Origin of the sequence: Methanocalculus alkaliphilus (genome assembly GCF_024170505.1) — an archaeon.
Lineage (GTDB): Archaea > Halobacteriota > Methanomicrobia > Methanomicrobiales > Methanocorpusculaceae > Methanocalculus > Methanocalculus alkaliphilus.
In genome coordinates, this window is sequence record NZ_JALJYG010000001.1 from 164,438 (window position 1) to 189,158 (window position 24,721).

Sequence of the window (24,721 nt, forward strand, 5' to 3'; positions counted from 1 at the left end):
AGATACATCACCTCCTGCACCATATAATAAAGAATGGATGCACTCGATGATGCCCTGCAGAAGGCCGGGGCAGAGGCGTTCGTCGCCTATGGCACCTCGGCGGATGCCACACTCCGGTACCTCACCTCGTTCCGGACGAGCGATCCGATCATCTATCTGAAGCGAATTGGGGAGCGGGGCACTATTGTTGTTCCTGCCATGGAGGTTCACAGGGCGGGCCTTGAGTCTCCCTGCTCGGTGATGAGCAGGGCAGATGCAGGATTCTTCACCATTCTGAAGGACGAACCTGATCCTCTGAAGGCGACCGCGAGGGTCATTGCGGATCTTGCCGGTGGTCATATTCTGCTCCCTCCCGATTTTCCATTCGGGCTTGCAATGGAGATTGAGCCTCTCAGATCCGTATCTGTTGAAAGGGATGCACTATCGACACTCCGGGCCATCAAAAGCCCTCAGGAGATGGGGATGATCCGTCGGGTGCAGCAGGCTACCGAAGATGCGATGAACAGAGCAATCTCGATGATTCAGAGATCAGAGCCGGTTCATGACCAATTGATAACACCGGAGGGGGAGGTCCTCACATCAGAGATGGTCAGATATGGCATTCACTCGGCACTTCTCAGACATGGCTGCCGCGGAATGGATACAATCGTCGCCTCAGGCGAGGAGACCGCGGATGTCCATCTGCGGGGGAGCGGTCCGATCACCGCAGATGCACCGATCATCATCGATATCTTTCCCCAGGACGAAGAGACCGGGTACTTTGCGGATATGACACGGACCGTTGTCCGGGGCGAAGCCACCCCTGAGATACGGGAGATGCATGCAGCAGTCTCAGATGCACAGATCCTCGCCTTCTCTCTTGTCCGTGATGGAGCAGACGGATCGGTCATCTATCAGGCGGTCGCCTCCCACCTCCGTGACGCAGGGTATGAGACAGAGCCCAACGGGTTTGTCCATAGCCTCGGGCATGGCGTTGGCCTTGAGGTGCATGAGGCACCCGGTCTCAGTAGCCGCGGCAGCACGCTTGCAGCCGGTAATGTCATCACGATTGAGCCGGGATTATATTACCCCGGAGTCGGCGGGGTCCGTATCGAGGATATGGGTGCAGTGACAAAGTATGGATTTGACCGCTTTACCAGATTTCCAGAGGTCTTCTGTATATGAATGATGAAATAATTGAACAGTACCGCGAAGCTGGCCGCCTTGCAAAGAGAATACTTGCTGATGGGGCAGGACAGATCACCCCCGGAGTACTCCTCTCGGACATTGCAGACTCGGTCTGTTCAATGGTCGCAGATGCCGGGGCGGGGATAGCATTCCCGCCGAATATCTCCATCAATGAAGCAGCGGCACATGATACAGCCGGACCAGGTGATGAGCGAATCTTCCAGGAAGGGGATCTCGTTAAACTTGATATTGGCATCCATATTGATGGATATATTGCAGATACAGCAGTCTCCATCGATCTTGGAGACCATGGGAATCTTATCGAGGCATCGCGCGCCGCCCTCGATACCGCAATCTCCCTTGCCCGGCCAGGGACATCTGCCGGGGAGATAGGAGCGGCCGTCCAGGAGACGATCACCATGCGGGGATACCGCCCGGTCGCCAACCTGACCGGCCATGGTCTTGCCCGGTTCTCCCTCCATGCCGCCCCGTCAATTCCAAATATCGGATCATCCGGGGGACCTCTCCTCAAGGAAGGAATGGTCATCGCAATCGAGCCGTTTGCATCCACCGGCTCAGGGCGGGTGAGTGAGGGGAACAGGTGCGAGATCTTTTCGCAGATAGCGGTAAAGCCGGTCCGCCCTCCGGCTGCACGGCGCATCCTTGAAGAGATCAGGGATCGCCGCGGTCTGCCGTTTGCCAGGCGATGGCTGACAACCAGCCGGGCTGATCTCGCCCTCACCACCCTTATCCGGCAGGGCATCATCAGGCCATACCCTGTTCTCCAGGATATTCCCGGCTCCCTTGTATCCCAGGCTGAACATACGATCATCGTGACCGAAGACGGGTGTATCGTCACTACCCGGTGAGATACCCTTATTCGACAGCAGAGAGAATATGTAAGGTTAATATATGGAGATGGCAGACCACACCACCCTCCGGCTCATGGAGCTTCTCCTCACTGCGGAGATTGTCAACCATGAGATATCACTTGGCATCCCTGATCTCACCCCTCAGCACCGGGAGGCATTCGGAGTTGGTAAAAATGGTTCTGAACTGAACCGGCCCTTTATCATCAGTAACAGTACCGCCAGGCGGGTTCTGGGAGTCGAAGATGCAGATCAGCTCGTGCGTACAAATCCATTCGTCGGATTCGACGACTTTGGAAAGCGCCTCTCGATCACCACTCTCGACGGTGCGGCCCGGTGGTTCCTTGACAAGGGTGGAAGACCCATGGCAGAAGTCAATCCGGCCCTCGCCTATTATTACGAGAAGGCAGGTATCAGCGGTATCACCTATGATGCTGCACGGGAGAAGAACCCGCTGTATGAGGACAGCCGGGCTTTCCTTGAGAAGAGAATCGAGCCCATCGCTGCGGAATCTGAAGAGATGAAAGAGGCGCTTGGGCTGGTGACATTCCGCGCGCCCGAGGAGATTGAGGAGTCGCTTGAGGTATTTGTCGCAACATCCGAACAGCTTGAAGTGATCGAAAAGATCAAGGTTGCTCTCAAAAACAGGGAGTACCTCAGAAAACATCAGATCTACCAGATCGGGCGGCTTCTCTTCCTTGGACCACCAGGTACCGGGAAGACCTCGTTTGCCCTCTCGCTTGCCAAAGTTCTCCACATGCCGATCCTGGAGGTCAGGCTCTCCATGATCACCTCACAGTACCTGGGAGAGACCTCAAAGAATATCGACCGCATCTTTGAGATCGCAAGGAAGCTCTCCCCCTGTATCCTCTTCATTGACGAGTTCGATTACGTGGCACGAACCAGGGACTCGGATGATCATGGGGCGATGAAGCGTGCAGTCAATACCCTTCTGATGAGTATCGATCATGTCAGCCTTATCCGATCAGGAGTGCTTTTTATCGGAGCAACAAACCATCCGGGAATTCTTGATGAGGCGGTATGGAGACGATTTGACGAGGTGCTCCCATTCTCCCTCCCGGATGCGGGAATGAGAGAGAAGATTCTTGGGGCGATCACACGGGATATTGATATCTCCATGGATCTCACAACCCTGGCACTCAGAACGGAGGGATTTTCTGGTGCGGATCTCAGGCTGATGGTAAAAGAAGCCGTAATGGTCGGTCTGATCGATGGAAGGGAGGAGATCACCGGGGTGGATATCGAGCAGGGGATGCTCCTTGTTGACCGGAGAAATGCATTGCGGAAAGGCGGACTGGTCGTTTCATGAAGATCACCCTCCTTGGAACAGGGGATGCAATCGGGACTCCGAAGATTGGGTGTTCCTGCGAAAACTGCAGTACAGCATGGAGTGAGGGGAGAGAGCGGCTCAGGACATCCGTCCTCATCGAAAATGAGGGGAAACACCTGATCATCGATACGTCGCCGGATATGCGGGTGCAGCTCCTCAGAACCGGATCACCCCATATCGATGCAGGCATCTGGACGCATGGACACTATGATCACTTCATGGGATTTGGAGACTTCTACCGGATCCAGCACCCTCCTCCGATGTATGCTGCCCCGGAAGTCCTTGAGTATTGCGGCGGTATCTTCTCTTTCCTCCCCTCTCCCCGACATCCGGTTATGCCATACACCCCGTTCTCCCTCTTTGGCCTTGCAATAACGCTCTTCCCGGTCTCCCACCCCGGTGCTCCGACCTATGGAGTCAGGGTAGAGTCAGAGGGCGGGATCTTTGTTCATTCATCTGATACGAACAGGGATATCCCTGCAGAGAGCCTCGCCTGCATGGAGGGGGCCGACCTGCTCCTTCTTGACGCACTCGCCCCGCCGGGCATCAGTATCGGGAAACATATGAATTTTGACGATGCCATAGAGCTCGCAGAAGAGCTAAAGCCAAAAACGTTCCGATGTGTCCATATGAGCCATATGATCTCCTGGGATATGCCACACAGCGGATCGGATATGGAGACCTTCACCTTTTGAGCCCACCAATATCTAATATAGTTTCCATGCCAAATGATCTATACCATGCACCTGAAAATCCTGGAGCTTGAAAAAAATAAAGTCAGAATGGTGCTCGTCAGAGAGAATCACACCTTCATGAACCTTCTTGCCGATGAGATCCTCAGGGATCCGGCAGTCAATGTTGCCAAATATGTAATTGAGTATCAGTTCTCTGACCCCGAGCTTCTGGTGACCACCGATGGAAGCAAGGATCCAATCACTGCCATCAGAGAGGCATGCGATCGGATCAGCAGATCATGTAATGAGCTGATCACCCAGGTAGGATCTGCCTGATATCAGACATTATGGCCCAGTCTTTTTTTTCCTCCCCTGTTACATTCTTTTGTCAAGACACGGACAATGATTATTTCTGAATCATTCCCAACTCTACAATGAATATCATTACACATATCAATATAATAAAATAAATATTTTTTAACAATTGGAAAATTTTATAAGGATATATGGAAAAGGAAGGGTTATGCCATTAGAAGGGAAAAAGAAGAACTTTCTGTATGCAGCCATTGCAATCATCCTGATCATGACCTTCCTGATCGGATCAACAGGATTTGTTCTTGGAATTGTTATAGCTGCTATTGGCTATATCTTTGTAATGAAGGGATCCGGATCCTCCGGAGCTGGAGAGATTCAGGATGATCGGTTCTGGGAGAATACCGGGCCTGTCTATGCCGAACAGGATAATAGTCCACAAGAGACTGTTGAAATGGAAAGTGATGAAAGAGAAGACGACTGACCTTCTCCATGCACCGCGTGGAGAACACAAAAAATCAGGTTATCCAGAACATCGGATACCATGACGCTCTTTTTTCCTGCTGAAACATATATAAACACCATGATATTCCATTATATCTGAAGATGGGCGATCGTGAAAGATTCTAAAAAAAGAGATGTTTCAGAGCCGCTGGGTGAATGCGACCTGCCCTGATATCTTGGTTATCTTGACCTTCAGCTTCTGTCCTGGTTTTCCACCGGTCACATAGAGGATATATTTTCCATGTTTGGCAACTCCGTCTCCACGGCGGCTGACCGACTCGATATCCACATCAAGCTCCATCCCCTCTTCAAGGCTCGTCCCCTTCACCTCGGTCCGTGCCCTGCGCTTCCTCACCGGACGATGGCTTCCGCAGGCATCACACCTGAGCATCATGATCCGATCATCCTTGACGAGCCGGGTGTCCGGCCTGCCGCATTCTGTACAGATGACGAAGTCATCGATGTAGTTCTTCACGATTGCAGTGAGTACATCGGTCTCAAATTTTCCATTGAAGATTGCCCGGCTGCCATCGATCTTCCCGGCAGTCCCGAGTTCACCGAGCATGAACTTCATCAGATGATCGGGATCCCTGCTGAGTGTCCCAACTATCTCTGAAAAGTTCTCAAGAACAGTTGTTTTCCCCTCAAGGTACGACTTCACCTGCGGCACGACGAAACGCTCCCCCGTCTCCGTCGGTTCGGTGATGTCGGTGTACGCCCTCTTTAATAATTCCTCGTACGAATCGACCATGCTCACTATATGGGAGGCAGGCTGTAAAAAGGATGGTATCGGATCGGGTGTGAGATGCTTTTTCTCCTTCCGGGTTGACCTCTCTTGGTAATGCTATCCTCCGAAGACCACATGGCCATCTGCTCACAACTCGGCAGGGATATAACACCTCTTGAGGCTGCTGCCTTTGAGAATCTCTGGAGTGAACACTGCAGCTACCGATCCACAAAAGCCCTCCTCAGAACCCTCCCGACCGATGGGAAGAATGTCATCATCGGACCGGGAGATGATGCGGCGATCGTCTCCTTCTCAGAGAAGGTCGCGCTTGCAATCGGGATGGAGAGCCATAATCATCCAAGCTACGTCGATCCATACGATGGTGCTGCCACCGGTGTCGGCGGGATCGTCCGCGATATCATCTCAATGGGCGCAAAGCCGATCGCCCTGATGGATCCCCTATGTTTTGGCACCCTCGATTCAGAGAAGACGAAGAGTCTTTTTGAGCATGTTGTATCCGGCATCGGAGATTACGGCAACTGTATCGGTGTTCCGGTTGTCAGGGGAGATCTCATCTTTGACGAGAGTTACCGGGGCAATCCCCTCGTCAACGTCGTCGCCGTGGGAATGCTTGATCCAGAGAACGTGATAACCGGCCGCGTCAAGACCCCGGGGAACCGTCTGATCCTCTATGGAGCCAGAACAGGCAGAGACGGGCTTGGCGGCGCATCCTTTGCATCCCGTGATCTCTCAGAGGATGCCGAGGCGGAAGACCGCCCCAGCGTCCAGGTCGGCGACCCCTATATCGAGAAACTCCTCATCGATGCGACCATGGCGATGTGCAGCACCGGAAAGATCCGTGCATGCAGGGATCTTGGGGCTGCCGGATTCGCCGGTGCATCAAGTGAGATGTCCAGCACCCTGGGTGCACGAATTATTGCTGACAATGTTCCACTTCGGGAATCCGGGATGAACGAGGTGGAGATCATGCTCGCAGAATCACAGGAGCGGATGCTTGCAGAGGTCGCCCCCGAGGATGTCGAACTGATCGGTTCGATCGCTGAAAAGTACGATCTCGCCTGGGCGGATGTCGGAGAGGTGATAGCCGAGCCCAGATATATCGTCGAGTTCAAGGGTGCGGTCGTCTGCGATCTCCCGATCGATCTCCTCGTCGGGGGTGCTCCGGCATGCGACCGCGGGATGCAGCCATATTCACTCGAGAAGCCATTCACCCGTCCGGATGAGGATATCAGAACCCTCTGCCTGAAGGTACTCGCTCACCCCGAGTGTGCTGCAAAGGACTGGGTATTCTCCCAGTATGATCATGATGTCCAGCTCAGAACCGTCTCTCTCGGCCCGGATGCAGCATGTATCCGGCTTGATGGAGACGGGCTCTACCTCACCTGCGGATGCAATCCACGCCATATCCACCTCCGTCCCCGTGACGGAACAGCAAATGCGGTGCTTGAGAATGTCTCTAACCTTGCCTGTTATGGGGCAGAGCCGATCTGCACCGTTGACTGCCTCAATTTCGCAAGCCCTGTCCACCCTGAGATTAACTGGCAGATTGCAGAGTCGATTGCGGGAATGGGGGAGATGTGCCGGCTTCTTGATGCTCCGATCGTCGGGGGCAATGTCTCATTGTATAATGAGAGTGATGAGTTTGACACCCAGATCAAGCCAACCCCGATGCTTGGGATGATCGGAAAAGGTGAGGTGATCAGACGAACACCTCCAAAAGATGGAACGATCCTTGCCCTCATCGGGACGACAAAGCCGGAGTTTGGCGGCTCGATCCTCGACTGCATCACCGGATGCGGCGGCGATGCCCCGGAGGCCGGCGATCCCGCAATCGTCGTCTCAATCCGGAATATGGTCCGGTCGGGCGGGTTTGCGGCAGTGACCGATCTCTCCAGGGGCGGCCTCCTCACCGCACTGGCAAAGATCGCACCGCGTTGCAGCGTTGAGATCAGGGGAGATCCGATCGGGGCCCTCTTCTCCGAATCCTATGCACGTTTCCTTGTCGCCGTCAATGACAGAACAATCCTCAGGGATCTCCCCCATACCATCCTTGGAACGGTTGGTGGAGACGCCCTCACAATCCTCGCAGGGGATGAAACGATACGGCTGACAGATGAGGATCTGGCCAGGTCCGCCTCGACGATTGGGGATCTGATGAGGATCGATTAGGATCGTGCAATATCCCAGAGGAGTTCTTTGAGGGCGTTCTGCTCCTCATCATCCCTCCCCCCCTGCATTGAGTGGGCGATATGGAACCTCCCGAGAACCTCCATGCCAAGAGACCGGGCACGCTCATCCATTATCTTCAGGGTATAACCGGGAGAGCCGCCGGATGTACAGACAAGAACCACTTTTTTGCCGGATGCATGCTTTAGCGAAGAGAATATCGCATTGACCACCGGAGTCGGCCGGGATGCCCAGACGGGTGACCCGATGATGACAAGATCATATCCATCCAGATCGAACGACGAGGGCTCAATCCTGGCATGAGCACCGAGAAGTGCACGCGGAGCGCCGAGAAGAAACATCGTCGCTTTAGAATACCCTGCCAGATCCCGGACCCTGAGAGATTCGGAAGCGATGGACCGGACAACCTCGTTCATCACCGCATGCGTAGTACCCGTCTCGCTGTGATAGATACAAATGGAGCGCATAGCGCCGTATATCTCTCTTATTGGCAATAAGGTTTTTTAAAAAGTGTGAAGAATTATTTATAAATTCTTAAATTGTGGCATATCTTTCCGGAGTTCGGCACCAACAGCCTCAATCTCGTGCTCTTCGTCGGCACGGGTGAGCGCGTTAAAGACGGGGCGGTTGACCATGTTCTCGAGGATCCACTCCTTGGCAAAGGTTCCATTCTGGATCTCGCAGAGGATCTCCTCCATCGCCATCCTGCTCTCAGGACCGATGACACGGGGGCCACGGGTCAGGTCGCCATACTGGGCGGTGTTGCTGATATACCGGCGCATCTTCGTGAAGCCGCCTTCGTAGATGAGGTCAACGATGAGTTTTGTTTCATGGAGCACCTCAAGATATGCCATCTCAGGGCTGTAGCCTGCATCAACGAGGGTTTCATACCCTTCCCTGATGAGCGAGGTGATACCGCCGCAGAGAACGGCCTGCTCTCCGAAGAGGTCGGTCTCGGTCTCTTCGCGGAAGGTCGTCTCAAGTATCATCGCGCGGGCTGATCCGATCCCCTTTGCATATGCCAGGGCAAGATTCCGGGCATTGCCTGAGACATCCTGATAGACAGCGATGAGGGCCGGAACACCATTGCCCTCGGTATAGGTTCGTCTGACCATGAAACCGGGCCCTTTTGGAGCGACCATGAAGACGTCCACACCCTCGGGCGGAACAATCTGGCCGTAGTGGATGTTGAACCCATGGGAAAAGACAAGGGATGCACCATCACGGAGGAACGGACCGATCTCCGAGCGGAAGACGGGACCCTGCGCCTCATCAGGGAGGAGAATCTGGACAAGGTCGGCGATCTTCACGGCATCTGAAACCGAAAATACCTCGAAATTATCCTTTTTTGCTTCATCCCAGCTCTTTCCGGGGCGGAGCCCGATGATGACATCAAGCCCGCTGTCGCGGAGGTTCAATGCCTGGCCCCGGCCCTGTGAGCCGTAGCCGATGACGGCGATCTTCTTCCCTTTGAGGTACGAGAGATCGGCGTCTGCGTCATAGTACTTCTGAACCATAGGTATTCCAGAGTATATGCGGCTTGAGCCTACATAAATATATTATACTCCGGCTCATACCTGACTGTACTTTTATCATCTGAGTCTTCTCTCAAGAAGATACGACATAGAGGTCTTTTCGCATGGAACTGTCAGATATTCAGTCCACTATCCCCGATATCCGGATCAATCTGAGCCGGGTGGGCGTACGTAATGTAAGAAAACTGATTGAAGTTGCACGGGCTGGAAAGCGGCCGGCAATCTTTATATCAAATTTTGATATCTTCGTCGATCTCCCGGGCTCCCTTAAAGGTGCAAACCTTTCGAGGAACTTCGAGGTCATCGATGATGTCATGGATAAGGCAATCGGTGGAGAAGTTAAGGAGATCGAGGAGGTCTGCAGCACTGTTGCACGGAAACTCCTCGACCGGCATGAGTATGCCGAGCGAACCGAGGTCCGGATGAAGAGCGAGTTCATGGTGAAGAGGGAGACTCCGGTTACCGGAACCCAGTGCCATGAAGTCGTGACGGTCCATGCCAGGGCTATCGCCCAGCGGACGAGCAGGGAGCCGATCATCAGAAAGAGCATCGGTGCAGAGGTAACCGGTATGACTGCCTGCCCATGTGCCCAGAATATCATGAAGGATCATGCCATGATCGTCCTTGAGAGCCTGGGTGTTGATGCAGAGAAGATGGGCAGATTCTTCGATGAAGTACCCATGGCAACCCATAACCAGCGTGGAAAAGGGTTCCTCTGCATCGAGACAGACGATGATCAGCACGTCCCTCTGGAGGATGTCATTAACGTCCTCAAGGAGTCGATGAGTGGGAAGATTTATGAGCTCCTCAAGCGGGGTGACGAGAGTTACGTTGTAATGGAAGCACATAAAAACCCACGATTCGTCGAGGACTGTGTCAGGGAGATGGCAAAGAAGGTCGTATCAACATTCGGCCACCTCCCTGGGGATGCCTACGTGACGATTAAACAGACGAATGAAGAGAGTATTCATCAGCATGATGCCTATGCAGAACGTCATGCCACCCTTGCCGAGCTCTATTCAGAGCTGAATGGCGAGTAAAGAACCACATCATCCCTCCGGAGTGCTGCTCACGGCAACACTCTTTTTTTGGGGCTGATGCTCCTTTTCCAGATCCGGAGGAAACAAACTCGAATAATATTTTAATTTTTTTATAATTTAAAATTGTCGTAAAAGAGAGCGCACACCCCTTTTTTCATCCAATACGAGAAAATATATGGATAAATTGCAAAATAAGCGTGTTTTTGAACAACCCGTATTTTTTGTAATACCAAGTATTACTTTTTTATATATAATGTCGATCAGGCCCTGTCTGACATCAAAAACTATAATTAACGATATCGATCCAATTCTTTTCAGCGTACCTTGGTACGTGTCATAACCGCACAGGAATATATAATGTACAGCAAATCGATCACCACATTTTGGATGAGGCGATAACATTGTCGAAAGTAGTAGAAGTTTCCCCAACCACAAGGCATGAAGGCCACTCCAAGCTCGTGTTGAAAGTCAATGATGACGGCATCATCGAGCGCGGAGACTGGATCTCCATTACCCCTGTCAGGGGTGTTGAAAAGCTTGCCATCGGCAAGACGATGGAGCAGGTCCCAAAGATCGCATCCCGTGTCTGTGGTATCTGTCCGATTGCCCACACCCTCGCTGCAATAGAGTCGATGGAGGCATCAATCGGATGTGAGATCCCAGAGGATGCATATCTTCTCAGGCTGATTCTCCAGTGTGCAAACAGGCTCCACAGCCATGCACTGCATGAAATCCTGGCATTACCTGATATGTATCTTCCAGGAACAGACACAAAGATCAACCCCTTCTCCCCAGAGGAGCCGGTCAGAAGCGTTGCAAAGCGTATCCAGACCCTCCGAATGGTCGGCCAGACGGTCGGTGAGATCGTCGGAGGCGAAGCGGTTCACCCATCAAACCCCCGTGTCGGCGGTATGTACACTAACATCACCCCACGGGCAAGGGCAAAGATCAATGATCTTGCAAAGATGGCGCTACCGCTTGCACGCGAGCAGATGGAGTTCATGATTGCAATCTACCGGAACTTCCAGAAGCGCGACTGGACAGAGGTCGGTGGAAAAGAGATCCCGATACCAAAGGATCTTGGATACCACAACCAGGGATACATGGCAGTAGACCCTGTCTACGGTAGCAGCTCACTTGATGAGAACCCGACCTGGTTCCCTGAGCGCTGGACTGAAGTCCGGCCATGGGACTGGTACATGGGTGAGCAAGAGATCACCCTCGAAGACCCATCATACCCGGTCGGCGGCACCACAAAGGCAGGTACAAAGGCCTGGCCGCAGATGGAGGCCTGCACCGGTGTTCCACTCTATGACGGCCAGCCCGTCGAGGTCGGTCCCCGTGCACGTCTGGTTCAGTACAAGAACTATGACGAGAAGGGAACAATAGGCCAGCATATTGCACGTGAGATGGAACTCATGGATGCTGTCTACAAGATGATTGAGGCAGCAGACGCACTGAACTGCTCAGGTGCGGTCGTTCCGGACGTAATCCCACAGGGTGACGGATCAATCGGATGGGCTGCAAACGAAGCCCCACGAGGCTGTGACACGCACCTGGCAAAGGTCAGGAACGGCAAGGTTGAATGGTTCTCGATGCTCGTTCCGACGACCTGGAACTTCCCGACCTGCAGCCGGGCTCTTGAAGGAGCACCCTGGCAGCTAGGCGAGATGATCGTCCGTGGCTACGACCCCTGTGTCTCCTGTGCGACCCATATGATCGTCATAGATGAGGACAATAGGCTCGTAGCAGAGAAGCTCCTCGAGTGAGTGCGTTCATGGATGAGCTGTACCCCGAGATAGTCATCGCCGGCTGTGGCAACATGCTCTTTGGCGATGACGGCTTCGGTCCTGAGGTTGTGGAGCGGTTGAAGGCATATGAACTGCCCGACAATGTAAAAGCAGTCGATGTCGGCCTTGGCGGCCCTCACTTCTGCTTTACGATGCTCGACAACGGAGTCACAAAGAAGCTGATAATCATCGATATCGTCGACTTCGGCGCAGAACCCGGAACGCTCACAAAGCTCCGGGCTGAGGACCTGCCACCCGGCAGTTACCGTGATGCCCATTCATGGGATCTCACTGAACCACTCACACGCCTGAAGGATACCATTGATATCATGGTCATCGGGTGCCAGCCAAAGAATGTACCTTCAGCCGACTTTGAACTCAGTATTTCAAAGGAGGTCGAGGAAGCTATACCCCGGACGATTCAGGTTGTATTGAAGGAGATAGGGGTGGAAAATGGGAATTCTTGAATCCCTCAAGGCCCTGTTATTCGGTAAACACGACGTCAGTGAGGGGAAGAAGGATGAAAAGCCTGAACCTGCTGTCCAGAAGGCAGAGCCTGTTAAGACAGAGTCTGTGCCTGCGACAGAGAAGCCGGCTGACGTAATTGTCGAAAAAAAGGCGTCAATTATACAAGAACCTAAGGAGGAGAAGCCAGTGGCTGAGAAGATTACTGTAGGACACGTACACATGAGTGGATGCACCGGGTGTCTGGTGTCCTTTGCAGATAACTATGAAGGATTGTTAACAATTCTTGACAAATATGCGGACCTCGTCTATTGTCTCACATTAGCAGATGTCCGGCATATCCCTGAGATGGATGTCGCCCTTGTGGAGGGGTCGGTCTGTATTAATGACCACCTTTCAGTCGAGGAGATCATCGAGACAAGAAAGAATTCAAAGATCGTCGTAGCACTCGGCGGATGCGCCTGCTATGGCAACATCACACGATTCTGCCGTGGCGGTCAGATGAACCAGCCCCAGCATGAGGGCTTCCTGCCGATCGGCGATCTCATCGATGTCGATGTCTACATCCCCGGATGTGCACCGACACCGCAGCAGATCAGAAACGTCTGTGTCATGGCGTACCTGCTGCTGAAAGGAAACGACGAGCAGAAAGCACTTGCAGGAGCATACCTGACACCGTTCATGAACCTTGCAAAAGCAGGCACCGAAGCCTGTGGATGCGACATCATGACCCAGGTCATCAACCAGGGTCTCTGCATGGGCTGTGGCTCATGTGCAGCAGCCTGCCCGGTTCGTGCAATCAGCATGGAATACGGCAAGCCCCAGATCGAGCGCGACCTCTGCATCAAGTGCGGTGCATGCTATGCCCAGTGCCCGCGGAGCTTCTTCAGCTTCGACGTGGTCAACCAGTATGAGGCGATCATGGACGCAATAGACGCTGCTATGCAGCCCTGAGGAGGGAGAAGAAATGGTACTTGGTAACTACAAACAGGTCGTTGCAGCACGCAGCACAGACCCCGAGATCCTTCGTGGAGCACAGGACGGCGGTATTGTCACCCAGCTCTTTGCATACGCGCTTGATGCGGGTATCATCGACGGCGCAATCGTTGCAGGTCCAAGCGACGAACCGTTCAAGCCCGAGCCGATGGTCGCAACCACCCGTGAGGAGCTTATGGCATCCCGCGGTACCCGCTACTCGATCTCGCCGAACATGTCCCTTATCAAAGAGGTAACCCGGAGCTACGGACTCGACAAGGTCGGTGTCGTCGGAACTCCCTGCCAGATGCAGGCACTCCGGAAGGGCCAGCTCTACCCGGTCGGTCTTCGTGATGTCCCTGACAAGATCGCACTCGCAGTTGGTATCTTCTGCATGGAGAACTTCCCCTACCAGGGAATCATCCAGCTCGTCGAAGACCATGGTGCAACCAAGCTCGACAATGTCAGGAAGCTCGACATCGGAAAGGGCAAGTTCTGGATCTACACCGAGCGCGGCGCAACCGTCGATCTCCCGCTGAAGGTCACCCACAAATACGAGCAGCCAGGCTGCCACGTCTGCCTCGACTATGTCGCTAACCTTGCCGACATCTCGACGGGATCGGTCGGAGCGCCTGACGGATGGTCAACCATCTTCGTTCGATCCGCAAAGGGTGACGACATCTGGGCAAAAGCGATCGCAGCTGGTGCATTTGAGACAAAGCCGATCGAGTCCGTCAAACCCGGAATCGACCTTGTCACAAAGCTTGCAACCGACAAGATCACAAAGAACCAGAAGTACCTTGAATCCCGTGCAACCGAGTACGGTGTTGGAAAGGCACTTCGGAACCCATACATCTAATCTTTTTTTTCTGCATCTTTTGAGAACCCCGTCAGGCCTGATCGCGGGAACAGACGAAAAGGGGTATAAACTTACTCCATCCACATATCAAGGATGGCAGATGATATAATCGAAGAAGAGCCTCTTCTCACCGGGGAGCCCCATATCGATATCCCGCCGGCGCCTGAGGCAGGCGAAGATACTGATACAGATGATTCTGTCGGGAACGAGGAGGCATCCGAAGAGAGCAGACAGCCGACGGTGCCCGATGCCTTCGTCCGCGATCTCAAGGCATTCGGAGAGACGATACGAAAGAATCCGGCAATTTTTGACCAGATTCGCGATGTCCTTGAGTATCATCTCGTCGATCAGACTGATCGCCGGATGTTCTCACGGATCGTCAATGCCATGACGATGGTGCTTGGCCACAGCTCGACGATGGTCGTTGCAACGGCCTGCCACATTAATGCCGCACCATTCTTTGAGGATATCCTCAAGCATACCGGAGACGATGAGGATAAGCGGGCAGCCGTCTCAGTCCTTCAACACCTGACCGCCCTCTATGGAAACCGGGTACAGGAGGCATATGCCCTCTCTGTCGGCACCCTTGATGAGGACTGGTTTACCGCAGATATCAATACCTACCGGCGGGAGGGAGAGCAGTACTGGATGATCGATCTCTTTCTCAGCCAGTACAACGGAAAAACAGCACATCTCAAGATGACCCCGGAGTCACTCTTTCAGCTGACGATGATCCTGGTGAGTGAAGCAAGAAAGCTCCCGGCAGATGCGCTCGACCCTAACCTCATCGCACGGTACGCCGATGAAGTGGCCGCCTTTGAAAACCGCTTTTCTATGAAAAGAGATGATGGCGCCCCACCCGGATATGCGTAAAGAGGGGGAAGCCCCCTTCACCATTTCCGGCAGATTTCTATACATTTTTTGTAATTGTTACTGGATTAATGGTGGCATCGATGAGAAGCTCAAAGGTAACCTGATCGAGCCATCCTGACTTCTCAAACATGCTCATGAAGCAGACACCGGCAGCAGGCACACCATGCCGGGATATAACGGCTGCCGCCTCTTCTGCAGTCACCGGAACACCGGGCATGGCAAGGCCCCCCATCATGACGATGATAGCGGGATCGACCTCTATCTTCTCTCCAACCTGCATCCCAATGCCGGATACCGCGTGAAGACTGTGAGCTTCTGCCTCATCGAGGAGCGGAACAAAGACATTTTTCATCCCGAGATCCCGCGTGGCATATGAGAGAAGTTCAATAAACGGCGTGCATGTCCCAGAACACCCATAATAGACAATCTGAGAGCCTTCCGGTAGCTTTTTTCCTGTAAGATACTCCTTAAAGGGACGGAGCATCCCCGGAACTCCGGTCAATGTGGAAACTGTACTCATGGTAATCTCCAGATGATACTCTGGAGACACAGATTTATAAATGACACTCTCCAATTTAGAGGAAAGGAGATACCGGAGGGGTCAAAATAACAACAGATACGGGAAGACCATCACGAGCAGGACAGGCCCTGACATTTGTAATACTGATGATCTTCTGGCTCATCCTGTCAGGATACCTGGATCTCTTCCATATCACGGCAGGAATCATCTGCTGTGGAATCGTAACGCTCATCTCAGGAGATCTCCTCTTCAGATCCGACGTCAAAATGGCTGCATCTGCCAGGAAGTTTCTCCGATTTATCCTCTATATTCCCCGGCTGATGGTCGCAATCCTCTATGCCAATATCGATGTCGCATACCGGATCCTCCACCCCGCGATGCCGATCGATCCGGGGTTCATCACCGTGGAGACACCATTTACAGGTGACGTAACCAGAACCACATTCGCCAATTCACTGACCCTCACACCCGGAACCGTCACCATAGATGTCACGGGAGGAACATTTCTGGTACATGCCATCGTTAGGGATGTATCAGAGAAGGAGCTGCTCGAAGAGCGCGATATCCAGAAGAATCTGGCGAGGATATTTGGTGAGGGCTCATGATTGACATCTTTCATGCAAGTGCGATCATCCTCATCCTGACGATCTTTCTCTGCCTCTACCGTGTCATTGCAGGGCCAGGGGTGGAGAACCGGCTGATAGCAGTCAATACCGTCGGAACCAAGACGATCATCCTCCTTGTGATCATCGGTTTCATCTATGGACGCCCATTATTCATTGATATCTCAATCATCTACGCAATGATCAACTTCATCGCAGCACTTGCCATTGCAAAGTACCTCAGGAGAGGATGCCTGTGTTGAATACGATAGCCCTTATCTTCATCTTCATCGGCCTCTTCTTCATGGTCGTTGGTGCCGTGGGCCTGATCAGGCTCCCTGACTTCTATACCCGCGCCCATGCGAGCGGTAAATGTGATACACTCGGAGAAGGGATGATGCTGATCGGGTTCATCCTATACGAAGGGATGACGCTGATCGCGGTGAAGCTCCTGCTTCTCGCAATCTTCATCTTCATATCCTCACCAACAGCGGTGCATGCACTTGTCAATGCCGCACATGCACGCGGGATCAGACCATGGGTGAAGGGGGAGGAGCGGCGATGATCTGGGAACTTGACTTTGCCCTCCTCCTCTTTATGATCTGCTGCGCCATTGCGGCGATCACCGTCCGGGATCTCCTCCATGCAGCGATCATCCTCGCGGCATACTCACTGATCATGACCGCACTCTGGGCGGAGATGAATGCGGTCGATGTTGCATTCACCGAAGCAGCAGTTGGGGCAGGAATAACGACTGTCCTCTTCATCGCGGCAATATCACGGACCAGAAGGAGGTCATCAGATTGAAGATAAAAGCTCTTGTCGCAGTCATCTTCATCGGCATCATCCTCTTCTGGGCGGTCGAGGATATGCCGGCATTTGGAGATCCCACCTCCCCGGCAACCAGCTATACCGGGGAGATGTACATCCAGGAGACGCAGAAAGATACCGGCATTGCCAATATCGTCACTGCGATTCTTGTCAGCTATCGTGGGTTTGATACCCTTGGAGAAGTGGTGGTCATCTTCACAGCCGGCATCTCTGTCGCCCTCCTCCTCCGTCGTGGAGGGAGATTATGAGGGAGAATGTCGTCATCAGGACGGTGAGCCGGCTTGCCGTCCCGTTCATCCAGCTCTTCGGCCTCTATGTCATCGCCCATGGTGCATCAGGACCGGGCGGCGGGTTTCAGGGCGGAGTCGCCTTTGCCGCAGCCTTCATCCTGATGATCATCGCATTCGGTGCTGCCGATGTGAGAAAGAGGATCAATAACAGGGGAATCATGATCTTCTCGATCTTTGGAATTGCACTCTATGCTGCCGTGGGGCTTCTCTCCATCCTCTATGCAGGCAACTTCCTCCAGCTGAATGTGATCGAGGCGGCACTTGGGATACCCCACCTGCATGGAATCCTGATCGATATTGCAGAGGCAGGAATCGGAATCACCGTCATGGCGATCATGATCTCGATCATTTATGATATGGCAGATACAGGAGGTGGTTCGGCGTGATCGAAGTCGCCTATGACCTCTTCACCTCACGGTACAACTACTGGATGGCAATTATCCTGATGCTCATCGGGCTCTATGCGCTGATAGCAAAGCAGAACCTGGTCAAGAAGATCATCGGGCTGAATATCTTTCAGACGGCAATATTCCTCTTCTACATCTCTTTTGCAGAGGTGACCGGAGGAACTGCGCCGATCTATCTGCCTGAGGGGCCGGACGCACTCTATGTCAACCCGCTCCCCCATGTCCTTATCCTGACCGCCATCGTCGTCGGAGTGAGCATCACCGCCGTTGCCCTCTCCCTGATTGTACGAATTTATGAAGAGTATGGTGTCATCGATGAGGATGAGCTGATGAAGGCGGTGAGGGAGCGATGAGTATCATCCACCATCTCCCGATCCTTCTGATCATCGGCCCGATTCTTGCATCACTCCTCATCCTTGCAGCAGGATGGTATGACCGGAAGCTCTGCTATCCGATCATGCTCCTCTCGATCACCGGCCAGTTCGTTGCCTCGCTTGTCATGCTCCGACAGGTGATAGAGGACGGAACCATCCGCTATTATCTCGGGGGCTGGGCTCCGCCGCTTGGTATTGAGCTTGTCATCGACAGCTTCAGCGGATTTGTCCTCTCCACCATTATGCTGCTTGCACTCCTCGCGATCGTCTATGCACGAAGGAGTGTCGAGGCAGAGATCCCGGCAGATAAAACGGTATCATTCTATGTGCTGCTCCAGCTCCTCCTCATCGGTCTCGTCGGAATGACGATCACCGGGGATGTCTTTAACCTCTATGTCTTCCTTGAGATCTCCTCGATTGCGGCATATACCCTGATCGCAGGGACACGCAGCAGCCGGTCATATGTCGCAGGCTTCAACTACCTCGTCATGGGATCGATCGCGGCAGGGTTCATCCTCCTCGGCATCGGCTATCTCTATGTCGCCACCGGGACGCTGAACATGGGAGAGATTGCGATGCTCCTCCCGGCAGTCTATGAGCTCTCAACGGTCCATGCGGCATTTCTCTTCCTGATGATAGGATTCTCCATCAAGGCAGCCTTCTTCCCGCTCCACCTCTGGCTCCCTGATGCATATACCGAGTCACCATCCGCAGTGACGGTGATCATCTCAACCGTGATGGCGAAGGTGAGTGTCTATGCGATGATCAGGATCCTCTTTACGATCTTTACAACAGCCTATATCATCGAGAGCTTCCCGGTGACGGGGTTCATCCTCCTGATTGCAACAATTGCAATCGTCGCCGGGGCCATCCTTGCAATTGCACAGAATGATCTCAAACGGATGCTCGCATACTCAAGCATCAGCCAGATCGGGTATATTATGTTCGCCGTCGGTGTCGCCAACCAGATCGCGCTCGAGGGGGGTCTCCTCCATATTCTCGGCCATGCTATGATGAAGGGATGCCTCTTCATGGTCGCCGGGCTGATCATCTACCGGATGGGGACATCGAATATGCTCGAATTGCGAGGGGTTGCCCAGACGATGCCGATCTCCTGTGCGGCGTTTGCCCTTGCAGGTGCCTCGATGATCGGGATTCCCCCAACGATTGGGTTCATGAGTAAATACTACCTTGTCCTTGGTGCTTTTGAGGCAGGCCACTGGCTCTATGCTGCAGTCCTGTTGATCGGGAGCCTCCTTGCTGTCGGGTATATCTGGCGGTTCATCGAGATAGCCTACTTTGGAGACCATCATCATCACAAAGGAGAAGAGACGGCAGGATCTGAAGGACCTGCTTCGATGATAGCCCCGATGGTCTGTCTTGCCCTCCTATGCCTCCTCCTCGGCATCTTTGTCGAGATACCAATGGAGATCATCGGCCCTGCCGCTGCGATCCTCCTTGGAGGTGCCTGAGATGGAGGATATCACCAGCATCCTGCCGGCGGTGGCGATCTTAATTCCGCTGCTCGCCTCGATTCTGATCCTGATAACCGGACGGTACGAGAATCTCAGGGAGAGCGTCACGATCGTGGCCGCTGTCGCTATGCTCGGATCGGTCCTTGCGATGCTCCCCACCGTCCTTCAGGGGAACCGGATCACCCTCCTGATCATACCGATGGTTCCGGGCGGGGACTTCGCCCTGAAAGTTGATGCCTTCGGAATGGTCTTTGCCCTTGTTGCGGCAGTCCTCTGGCTCATAAATTCGTTGTATGCCATCGGGTATATGAGAGGGCTGAAAGAGCATGCACAGACGAGATTCTTCTTCTGCATGGCAGTTGCAATCGCTGCCGCCATCGGGATTGCATTCTCCGCAAACCTCCTGACCCTCTTCATATTCTATGAGATCCTGACGATCATCACCTATCCGCTCGTCGTCCATATCGAGACACCCGAGGCGATGAAGGCAGGCAGAAAATACCTTGCATATCTCCTTGTCGGAGGGATATTCCTCCTTGCAGCAGTCGTTCTGACGTATATGCTCACCGGAGCAACGGCATTTGTCCCTGGTGGATTCCTCGAGGGGACCGGATCTCCACTCGTCCTTCAGGTTCTCTTCCTCCTCTTCATGGTCGGGTTTGTAAAGGCAGCATGGATGCCACTCCATGCATGGCTCCCGGCGGCGATGATCGCCCCGACGCCTGTTTCAGCATTTCTCCATGCCGTCGCGGTCGTGACGGCGGGTGTCTTTGGGATTGTCAGAATCGCCGGCTGGGTCTATGGGATGGATCTGATGGCGGCACTCGGGCTTGGGACACTGCTTGCCGTGATCGCCTCCTTTACCATCATCGTCGCATCGCTCTTTGCCCTCACCGAGGATAACCTCAAACGGAGGCTTGCCTACTCGACGGTGAGCCAGCTCTCCTACATCCTCCTCGGTGTATCGATGCTCTCCATCGCCGGGATGACCGGAGCGATGGCGCATATCCCGATCCATGCGTTCCTGAAGATCACCCTCTTCTTTGTCGCAGGTGCGATCATCGTCTCTGCCGGGAGAGAGTCGATATCGGATATGAAGGGGCTTTACCAGAAGATGCCGGTGACGGTGGTTATGTTTTCTGCTGCCGCCATCGGGATCTGCGGCCTCCCCCCGCTCGCCGGGATCATCAGTAAGATCTACCTCGCCATCGGGGCGGTCGAAGGCGGAGTGCCGATCCTGCTCATCGTGATCATCGCCAGTGCGGTCTTAAATGCCGCCTACTTCCTGCCGATCATCTACACAATGATCATGGAGAAGCCGGAGAGGGAGGATGCACTCAACGGTGTATCAGAACCTCCACTGACGATGCTCGTTCCAATAGTTCTCACCGCGACGATATCCCTGCTCATCTTCTTCTTCCCGACGATGCCGTTCCTTGATCTTATCGAGATCGCCATCGGTGAGATCAGCGGGGGAATGGTGCCATGATCGAGATTCCCCCTGCACTCATCTATCTTGGGGGGCTCCTTCTCATCCCGTTCCTGAAGGGGAGGGCCGGGAGCCTCTGGGCTCTCACCATCGGATCTCTTGGCCTTCTGGCTGCTCTTCTTCTTCCGGAGAGTTCGGGGGGGATCACCCTCCAGATCCTGCCGGGAATTGAGACGGTCATCCTGACGGTCGATCCGGCCCGCCATCTTGCCGGAGTTATATTCTCGCTGGCAGGGCTGATGGCGATCATCTACGCCTCATACCGGGAACCCGGCGGGATTCAGATGGCAGGAATCCTTGCATCCATTGCAGCAGCAACCGGGATCGTCTATGCCGGCGACTTCATTACTATCTTCATCTTCTGGGAACTCCTCGCCCTTGCCTCGCTCTGCATCATCTGGGCTTCGGATGATATCCGTTCCGGAGGTGCAGGGTACCGCTACCTCCTCTTCCATATCTTCGGGGGGGCATGCCTCCTCGGCGGCATTGTCCATACGATCATCACCACAGGAACCGCTGCCATCGGCCCGGTCGGTGATGGGGCGGGACTTATCCTGATGCTGATCGGGATTGGTGTCAACGCCGCCGCCATCCCGGTTCATACCTGGCTTCCTGATGCATATCCGGCGGCATCGATCGAGGGGTCCGTTGCTCTCTGTATCTTTACGACAAAGGCGGCGGTCTTCCTCCTCGCAATGATCGGTGGATGGGGGGTTACGGTTGCATACATTGGAGCTGCGATGGCACTCTATGGTGCCATCTTCGCACTTCTTCAGGATGATATCAGGCGTCTCCTCTCGTATTCGGTCATCAGCCAGGGCGGCTATATGATTGCAGCCATCGGAGCGGGGACGGTTGCGGGACTGGATGCAGGTATCGCCCATATGGCAGGTGATATCATCTTTAAATCGCTCCTCTTCATGGCTGCAGGAGCGGTTATCTATCGCACAGGACGGGGTCGTCTCTCTGAGCTTGGCGGGATGGCAAAGGCGATGCCACTGACCGCACTCTTTGCCATCATCGGAGGGCTTGGCCTGGCAGGTGTGCCGGGATTCTCCGGAGGGGCGACAAAAGGGATGATCCTCGAAGCCGCTACAGCAGTACCGTTCCTCACCCCTCTCCTCCTTGTAACGGCTGTGATAACAGCCATCTACGTCTTCCGGTTCCTCTATCTTATCTTCTTCCGGGCTGCACCCAAAGAGAGTCCATCCGGTGATGCACCAGTGCCGATGCTTTGTGCTATGGGGGGTGCGGCCCTTCTCACCGTCGTCATCGGAGTCTTCCCGACAATTCTGACGGATCACCTCCCCGGTGGAACCATGGCCCACCCGTTTGCTCTTTCGCACCTTGGTGCCTCACTCGGCATCCTCGCAACAGCCGGCCTCCTCATCCTCCTTATCCGGCCACTCCGGATGCCGGGGCAGGGATGGGAAGGAGACATCGACCGTCTCTATATGGCAATGGGACGGGGGATAACATGGCTATCTGCTGAGCCGCTCACCCATGGGGCAGAAGGGATCGGGAGGGGAGCCGGATCGCTGATCACGGTGGTACAAAAAGCATCTGCCAATCCGCCTGTTGCATGCCGGATAGCATGGAAGACCTCAGCCCTCCCATATGTCAGGGCATTCTCAGATCCTCAGGCAATACAGCAATATGAAGAATCATTGAAAGAATTGCGGAGGAACTACCAGGATGAACAGACGATCATCCAGGGCGGCGGATATGGTATCATCCTCATCGCCATCGTCGCGTTCCTGTACTTCCTCTTCGATCTCATCAGATAAAATAATCACCGGGAGATGATCTTCTGAACCAGGGAAAGAACACCGGGTTTCACTTTCTTCTTTCGGAACCGGGAACTCCGTCCTGACATTGGGTTCTCCTCGTACATCTCCCTGTTCAGCCGATCATTGATCTCATCAAAGATCCGGGTATATGCCGGGCAATGGGGATCAACCCCTTCAATCCTTCCACCAGTCTGTGCAATTGCATTGTAGGGGCAGCCTCCCCGGCAGTAGCTGATATGGGAGCAGTCACCACACGCGGTATCGACATAGGATCGGTACTCCTCCATCAGTCTCCATCCCTTCGATTCTGCAAGCTCTTCCATGGTCGGGGTATCACTGACATATCCCATCACGAACTTTGGCATCCCCACAAACCGGTAACATGGATAGATCCCTCCGTCAGGCCCGATTGCATAGGTGCTTCCCATGCAATCGACATAGGTGCAGACGGTTCCATGCCGGGTGAAGACACACCGGACGAGATCGTTGATATTCATGACCTCCGACCGATCAAGGTTCTCAAGGTACCGGTCAAGGAGATAGACGAGGAGCTCACCATACTCTTCCGGAGGGAGGGCCCATTCTTCGGGGCTGTCATCCCGGAGTGATGGAAGGGCCGGATGAAGCTTCATCGGGAATCCCTGTTCCATAAAGTAGTCGAAGATCTCTTCCCGGTGCTGTACAGACCTGTTTGTAAAGGTGCAGATGAAACGGACCGTAAGACCATGGGAACGGGCGATCTCATACCCTCTCATCGTCTTCTCATAGTATCCGGTCCCACGCTGGGGATCATTCACCTCCCTGGGACCGTCGATACTGCTTCCAATCGGAACATGATACGGAGCCAGCGCTTCAGCAATATCATCGGTCATCTTCCAGAGATTGGACTGGAGGGCAAATTCCGGCGTGAGATGGGCAAGCCCCTCCGAGAGGAGGGGGAGGGCCTGCCGATAGAAGTCAGCACCGGCGAGAAGAGGTTCTCCCCCATGAAACGTGATGGTGACGGGATCGTTTTGGTACTCCTTCAGCCAGGCGACCGTATCATGAACGGTCTGTATGCTCATGATGGGGGAATCCTCTTCCGAACTCCAGCAGTATGCACAGTCTGAACAGCAGCCAAGCGTCGGGATGATCATGATATGGAAGGGATTCTTCATGTTACAACAAATCTTCCATACATCTCCTTAATTCTATTCTTCTGCGCCACAGGAAGATCCTTCTTGGAAAGCTTCCGTACACATCTCAGAGGAGAAGAGTTCTTCCACAAAACCATGGTTTTAACGAGAGCCGGTGCATAAAAACGAGCGAAGAAATGAGGGCTGACGAAAAAACAGAACCTCCATCTCCCAGGTGATGCATTCTCGTAGGAGCACCAAAATTTGCTTGAGCATCTTCGTTATTTTGCCAATAACGCTTATATTCTCAGAGGGATATGTAGTAGTATGATTCTCATACTGGCAGATTATAGCGCCGGAAGAGACCGATATCTCTCATCATACCACCCTCTGTTTTCAGATAGATAGTGCCGGGTGTCTCAGGGCGGCACCACGGCAGAGATCCATACCCATCCTTTTCCCAATAGACTGAAGAGAAG

28 protein-coding genes are annotated in these 24,721 nt (G+C 53.7%); 23 read left to right on the forward strand and 5 right to left on the reverse strand.

Features of this window, described 5'->3' with window-relative positions; translation table 11 throughout:
• The first annotated feature begins 33 nt into the window (after positions 1-33).
• The 6 genes from J2T58_RS00975 to J2T58_RS01000 all read left to right on the forward strand — a co-directional run bounded on the left by J2T58_RS00975 (position 34) and on the right by J2T58_RS01000 (position 4,857).
• The gene (locus J2T58_RS00975) at positions 34-1,164 is read left to right on the forward strand and encodes a M24 family metallopeptidase (protein ID WP_253486723.1); all 1,131 of its coding nucleotides are present in this window, start codon (positions 34-36) and stop codon (positions 1,162-1,164) included.
• Entirely contained in the window at positions 1,161-2,036 is an 876-nt protein-coding gene (gene map, locus J2T58_RS00980) for a type II methionyl aminopeptidase (protein ID WP_253486724.1), read from the forward strand. Before J2T58_RS00975 ends, map begins: the two co-directional genes overlap by 4 nt.
• 49 nt (positions 2,037-2,085) lie before the next feature.
• Entirely contained in the window at positions 2,086-3,366 is a 1,281-nt protein-coding gene (locus J2T58_RS00985; protein WP_253486725.1) for an ATP-binding protein, read from the forward strand.
• Positions 3,363-4,082: an MBL fold metallo-hydrolase gene (locus J2T58_RS00990; protein ID WP_253486726.1), complete on the forward strand. Its 720-nt coding sequence runs from the start codon at positions 3,363-3,365 to the stop codon at positions 4,080-4,082. The genes J2T58_RS00985 and J2T58_RS00990 overlap by 4 nt, the downstream gene beginning before the upstream one ends.
• Before the next feature lie 45 nt (positions 4,083-4,127).
• Positions 4,128-4,397 (forward strand): DNA-directed RNA polymerase subunit L, encoded by a 270-nt coding sequence (locus J2T58_RS00995; protein ID WP_253486727.1) that lies wholly within the window; start codon positions 4,128-4,130, stop codon positions 4,395-4,397.
• Positions 4,398-4,584: 187 nt separating this feature from the next.
• Positions 4,585-4,857: a hypothetical protein gene (locus tag J2T58_RS01000; protein WP_253486728.1), complete on the forward strand. Its 273-nt coding sequence runs from the start codon at positions 4,585-4,587 to the stop codon at positions 4,855-4,857.
• A gap of 159 nt (positions 4,858-5,016) precedes the next feature.
• Here the strand turns inward: J2T58_RS01000 and J2T58_RS01005 are convergent, their stop codons facing one another.
• Entirely contained in the window at positions 5,017-5,628 is a 612-nt protein-coding gene (locus tag J2T58_RS01005) for a translation initiation factor IF-2 subunit beta (RefSeq protein WP_253486729.1), read from the reverse strand.
• A 90-nt stretch (positions 5,629-5,718) separates the two neighbouring features.
• Here J2T58_RS01005 and purL point away from each other — a divergent pair, with 90 nt between their 5' ends.
• Positions 5,719-7,794, forward strand: coding sequence for a phosphoribosylformylglycinamidine synthase subunit PurL (gene purL / locus J2T58_RS01010; protein WP_253486730.1), 2,076 nt, complete (start codon positions 5,719-5,721; stop codon positions 7,792-7,794).
• On the opposite strand, the gene J2T58_RS01015 is transcribed toward purL, so the two are convergent.
• Together J2T58_RS01015 and ilvC are read right to left on the reverse strand one after the other, a co-directional pair.
• Entirely contained in the window at positions 7,791-8,279 is a 489-nt protein-coding gene (locus J2T58_RS01015; RefSeq protein WP_253486732.1) for a flavodoxin family protein, read from the reverse strand. The two genes, purL and J2T58_RS01015, sit on opposite strands and share 4 nt — an antisense overlap.
• 57 nt (positions 8,280-8,336) lie before the next feature.
• A complete protein-coding gene (ilvC, locus tag J2T58_RS01020) occupies positions 8,337-9,329 on the reverse strand; it encodes a ketol-acid reductoisomerase (RefSeq protein WP_253486734.1) in 993 nt (330 codons plus the stop codon).
• Positions 9,330-9,451: 122 nt separating this feature from the next.
• On the opposite strand from ilvC, the gene mptA reads away from it, so the two are divergent.
• The 6 genes from mptA (at position 9,452) to J2T58_RS01050 (ending at position 15,349) form a co-directional block, all read left to right on the forward strand.
• Positions 9,452-10,387: a GTP cyclohydrolase MptA gene (mptA, locus tag J2T58_RS01025; protein WP_253486737.1), complete on the forward strand. Its 936-nt coding sequence runs from the start codon at positions 9,452-9,454 to the stop codon at positions 10,385-10,387.
• A gap of 401 nt (positions 10,388-10,788) precedes the next feature.
• Positions 10,789-12,156, forward strand: coding sequence for a coenzyme F420 hydrogenase subunit alpha (gene frhA / locus J2T58_RS01030; protein ID WP_253486739.1), 1,368 nt, complete (start codon positions 10,789-10,791; stop codon positions 12,154-12,156).
• Between the two features lie 8 nt (positions 12,157-12,164).
• Positions 12,165-12,644, forward strand: a complete 480-nt coding sequence (gene frhD, locus J2T58_RS01035; protein WP_253486741.1) for a coenzyme F420-reducing hydrogenase, FrhD protein — start codon at positions 12,165-12,167, stop codon at positions 12,642-12,644.
• A complete protein-coding gene (gene frhG / locus J2T58_RS01040) occupies positions 12,631-13,596 on the forward strand; it encodes a coenzyme F420 hydrogenase subunit gamma (RefSeq protein WP_253486743.1) in 966 nt (321 codons plus the stop codon). The genes frhD and frhG overlap by 14 nt, the downstream gene beginning before the upstream one ends.
• 13 nt (positions 13,597-13,609) lie before the next feature.
• A complete protein-coding gene (gene frhB / locus J2T58_RS01045) occupies positions 13,610-14,476 on the forward strand; it encodes a coenzyme F420 hydrogenase subunit beta (RefSeq protein ID WP_253486745.1) in 867 nt (288 codons plus the stop codon).
• Between the two features lie 93 nt (positions 14,477-14,569).
• On the forward strand, positions 14,570-15,349 hold the full coding sequence (locus tag J2T58_RS01050; RefSeq protein WP_253486747.1) for a hypothetical protein: 780 nt from the start codon (positions 14,570-14,572) through the stop codon (positions 15,347-15,349).
• A 37-nt stretch (positions 15,350-15,386) separates the two neighbouring features.
• Here J2T58_RS01050 and J2T58_RS01055 read toward each other — a convergent pair whose 3' ends face one another.
• Positions 15,387-15,869 (reverse strand): DUF2124 family protein, encoded by a 483-nt coding sequence (locus J2T58_RS01055; RefSeq protein WP_253486749.1) that lies wholly within the window; start codon positions 15,867-15,869, stop codon positions 15,387-15,389.
• A gap of 146 nt (positions 15,870-16,015) precedes the next feature.
• Here J2T58_RS01055 and J2T58_RS01060 point away from each other — a divergent pair, with 146 nt between their 5' ends.
• The 10 genes from J2T58_RS01060 to J2T58_RS01105 are packed head-to-tail and all read left to right on the forward strand — an operon-like array spanning position 16,016 to position 23,124.
• On the forward strand, positions 16,016-16,474 hold the full coding sequence (locus J2T58_RS01060) for a Na+/H+ antiporter subunit E (RefSeq protein ID WP_253486750.1): 459 nt from the start codon (positions 16,016-16,018) through the stop codon (positions 16,472-16,474).
• Entirely contained in the window at positions 16,471-16,734 is a 264-nt protein-coding gene (locus tag J2T58_RS01065) for a monovalent cation/H+ antiporter complex subunit F (protein WP_253486751.1), read from the forward strand. The genes J2T58_RS01060 and J2T58_RS01065 overlap by 4 nt, the downstream gene beginning before the upstream one ends.
• Positions 16,722-17,036: a monovalent cation/H(+) antiporter subunit G gene (gene mnhG, locus J2T58_RS01070; protein ID WP_253486752.1), complete on the forward strand. Its 315-nt coding sequence runs from the start codon at positions 16,722-16,724 to the stop codon at positions 17,034-17,036. Before J2T58_RS01065 ends, mnhG begins: the two co-directional genes overlap by 13 nt.
• The gene (locus tag J2T58_RS01075) at positions 17,033-17,278 is read left to right on the forward strand and encodes a hydrogenase subunit MbhD domain-containing protein (RefSeq protein WP_253486753.1); all 246 of its coding nucleotides are present in this window, start codon (positions 17,033-17,035) and stop codon (positions 17,276-17,278) included. The genes mnhG and J2T58_RS01075 overlap by 4 nt, the downstream gene beginning before the upstream one ends.
• Entirely contained in the window at positions 17,275-17,550 is a 276-nt protein-coding gene (mbhE, locus tag J2T58_RS01080; protein WP_253486754.1) for a hydrogen gas-evolving membrane-bound hydrogenase subunit E, read from the forward strand. Before J2T58_RS01075 ends, mbhE begins: the two co-directional genes overlap by 4 nt.
• Entirely contained in the window at positions 17,547-17,978 is a 432-nt protein-coding gene (locus J2T58_RS01085) for an MnhB domain-containing protein (RefSeq protein WP_253486755.1), read from the forward strand. The genes mbhE and J2T58_RS01085 overlap by 4 nt, the downstream gene beginning before the upstream one ends.
• Positions 17,975-18,352: a cation:proton antiporter subunit C gene (locus J2T58_RS01090; RefSeq protein WP_253486757.1), complete on the forward strand. Its 378-nt coding sequence runs from the start codon at positions 17,975-17,977 to the stop codon at positions 18,350-18,352. Before J2T58_RS01085 ends, J2T58_RS01090 begins: the two co-directional genes overlap by 4 nt.
• Positions 18,349-19,845: a monovalent cation/H+ antiporter subunit D family protein gene (locus J2T58_RS01095; protein WP_253486759.1), complete on the forward strand. Its 1,497-nt coding sequence runs from the start codon at positions 18,349-18,351 to the stop codon at positions 19,843-19,845. The genes J2T58_RS01090 and J2T58_RS01095 overlap by 4 nt, the downstream gene beginning before the upstream one ends.
• A gap of 1 nt (position 19,846) precedes the next feature.
• Positions 19,847-21,337 carry a proton-conducting transporter transmembrane domain-containing protein gene (locus J2T58_RS01100; protein ID WP_253486761.1) on the forward strand — a complete coding sequence of 497 codons (1,491 nt, stop codon included), beginning with the start codon at positions 19,847-19,849 and terminating at the stop codon, positions 21,335-21,337.
• A complete protein-coding gene (locus J2T58_RS01105) occupies positions 21,334-23,124 on the forward strand; it encodes a proton-conducting transporter transmembrane domain-containing protein (RefSeq protein ID WP_253486763.1) in 1,791 nt (596 codons plus the stop codon). The genes J2T58_RS01100 and J2T58_RS01105 overlap by 4 nt, the downstream gene beginning before the upstream one ends.
• Before the next feature lie 5 nt (positions 23,125-23,129).
• On the opposite strand, the gene J2T58_RS01110 is transcribed toward J2T58_RS01105, so the two are convergent.
• The gene (locus J2T58_RS01110; protein WP_253486765.1) at positions 23,130-24,284 is read right to left on the reverse strand and encodes a TIGR04083 family peptide-modifying radical SAM enzyme; all 1,155 of its coding nucleotides are present in this window, start codon (positions 24,282-24,284) and stop codon (positions 23,130-23,132) included.
• Positions 24,285-24,721: the final 437 nt, after the last annotated feature.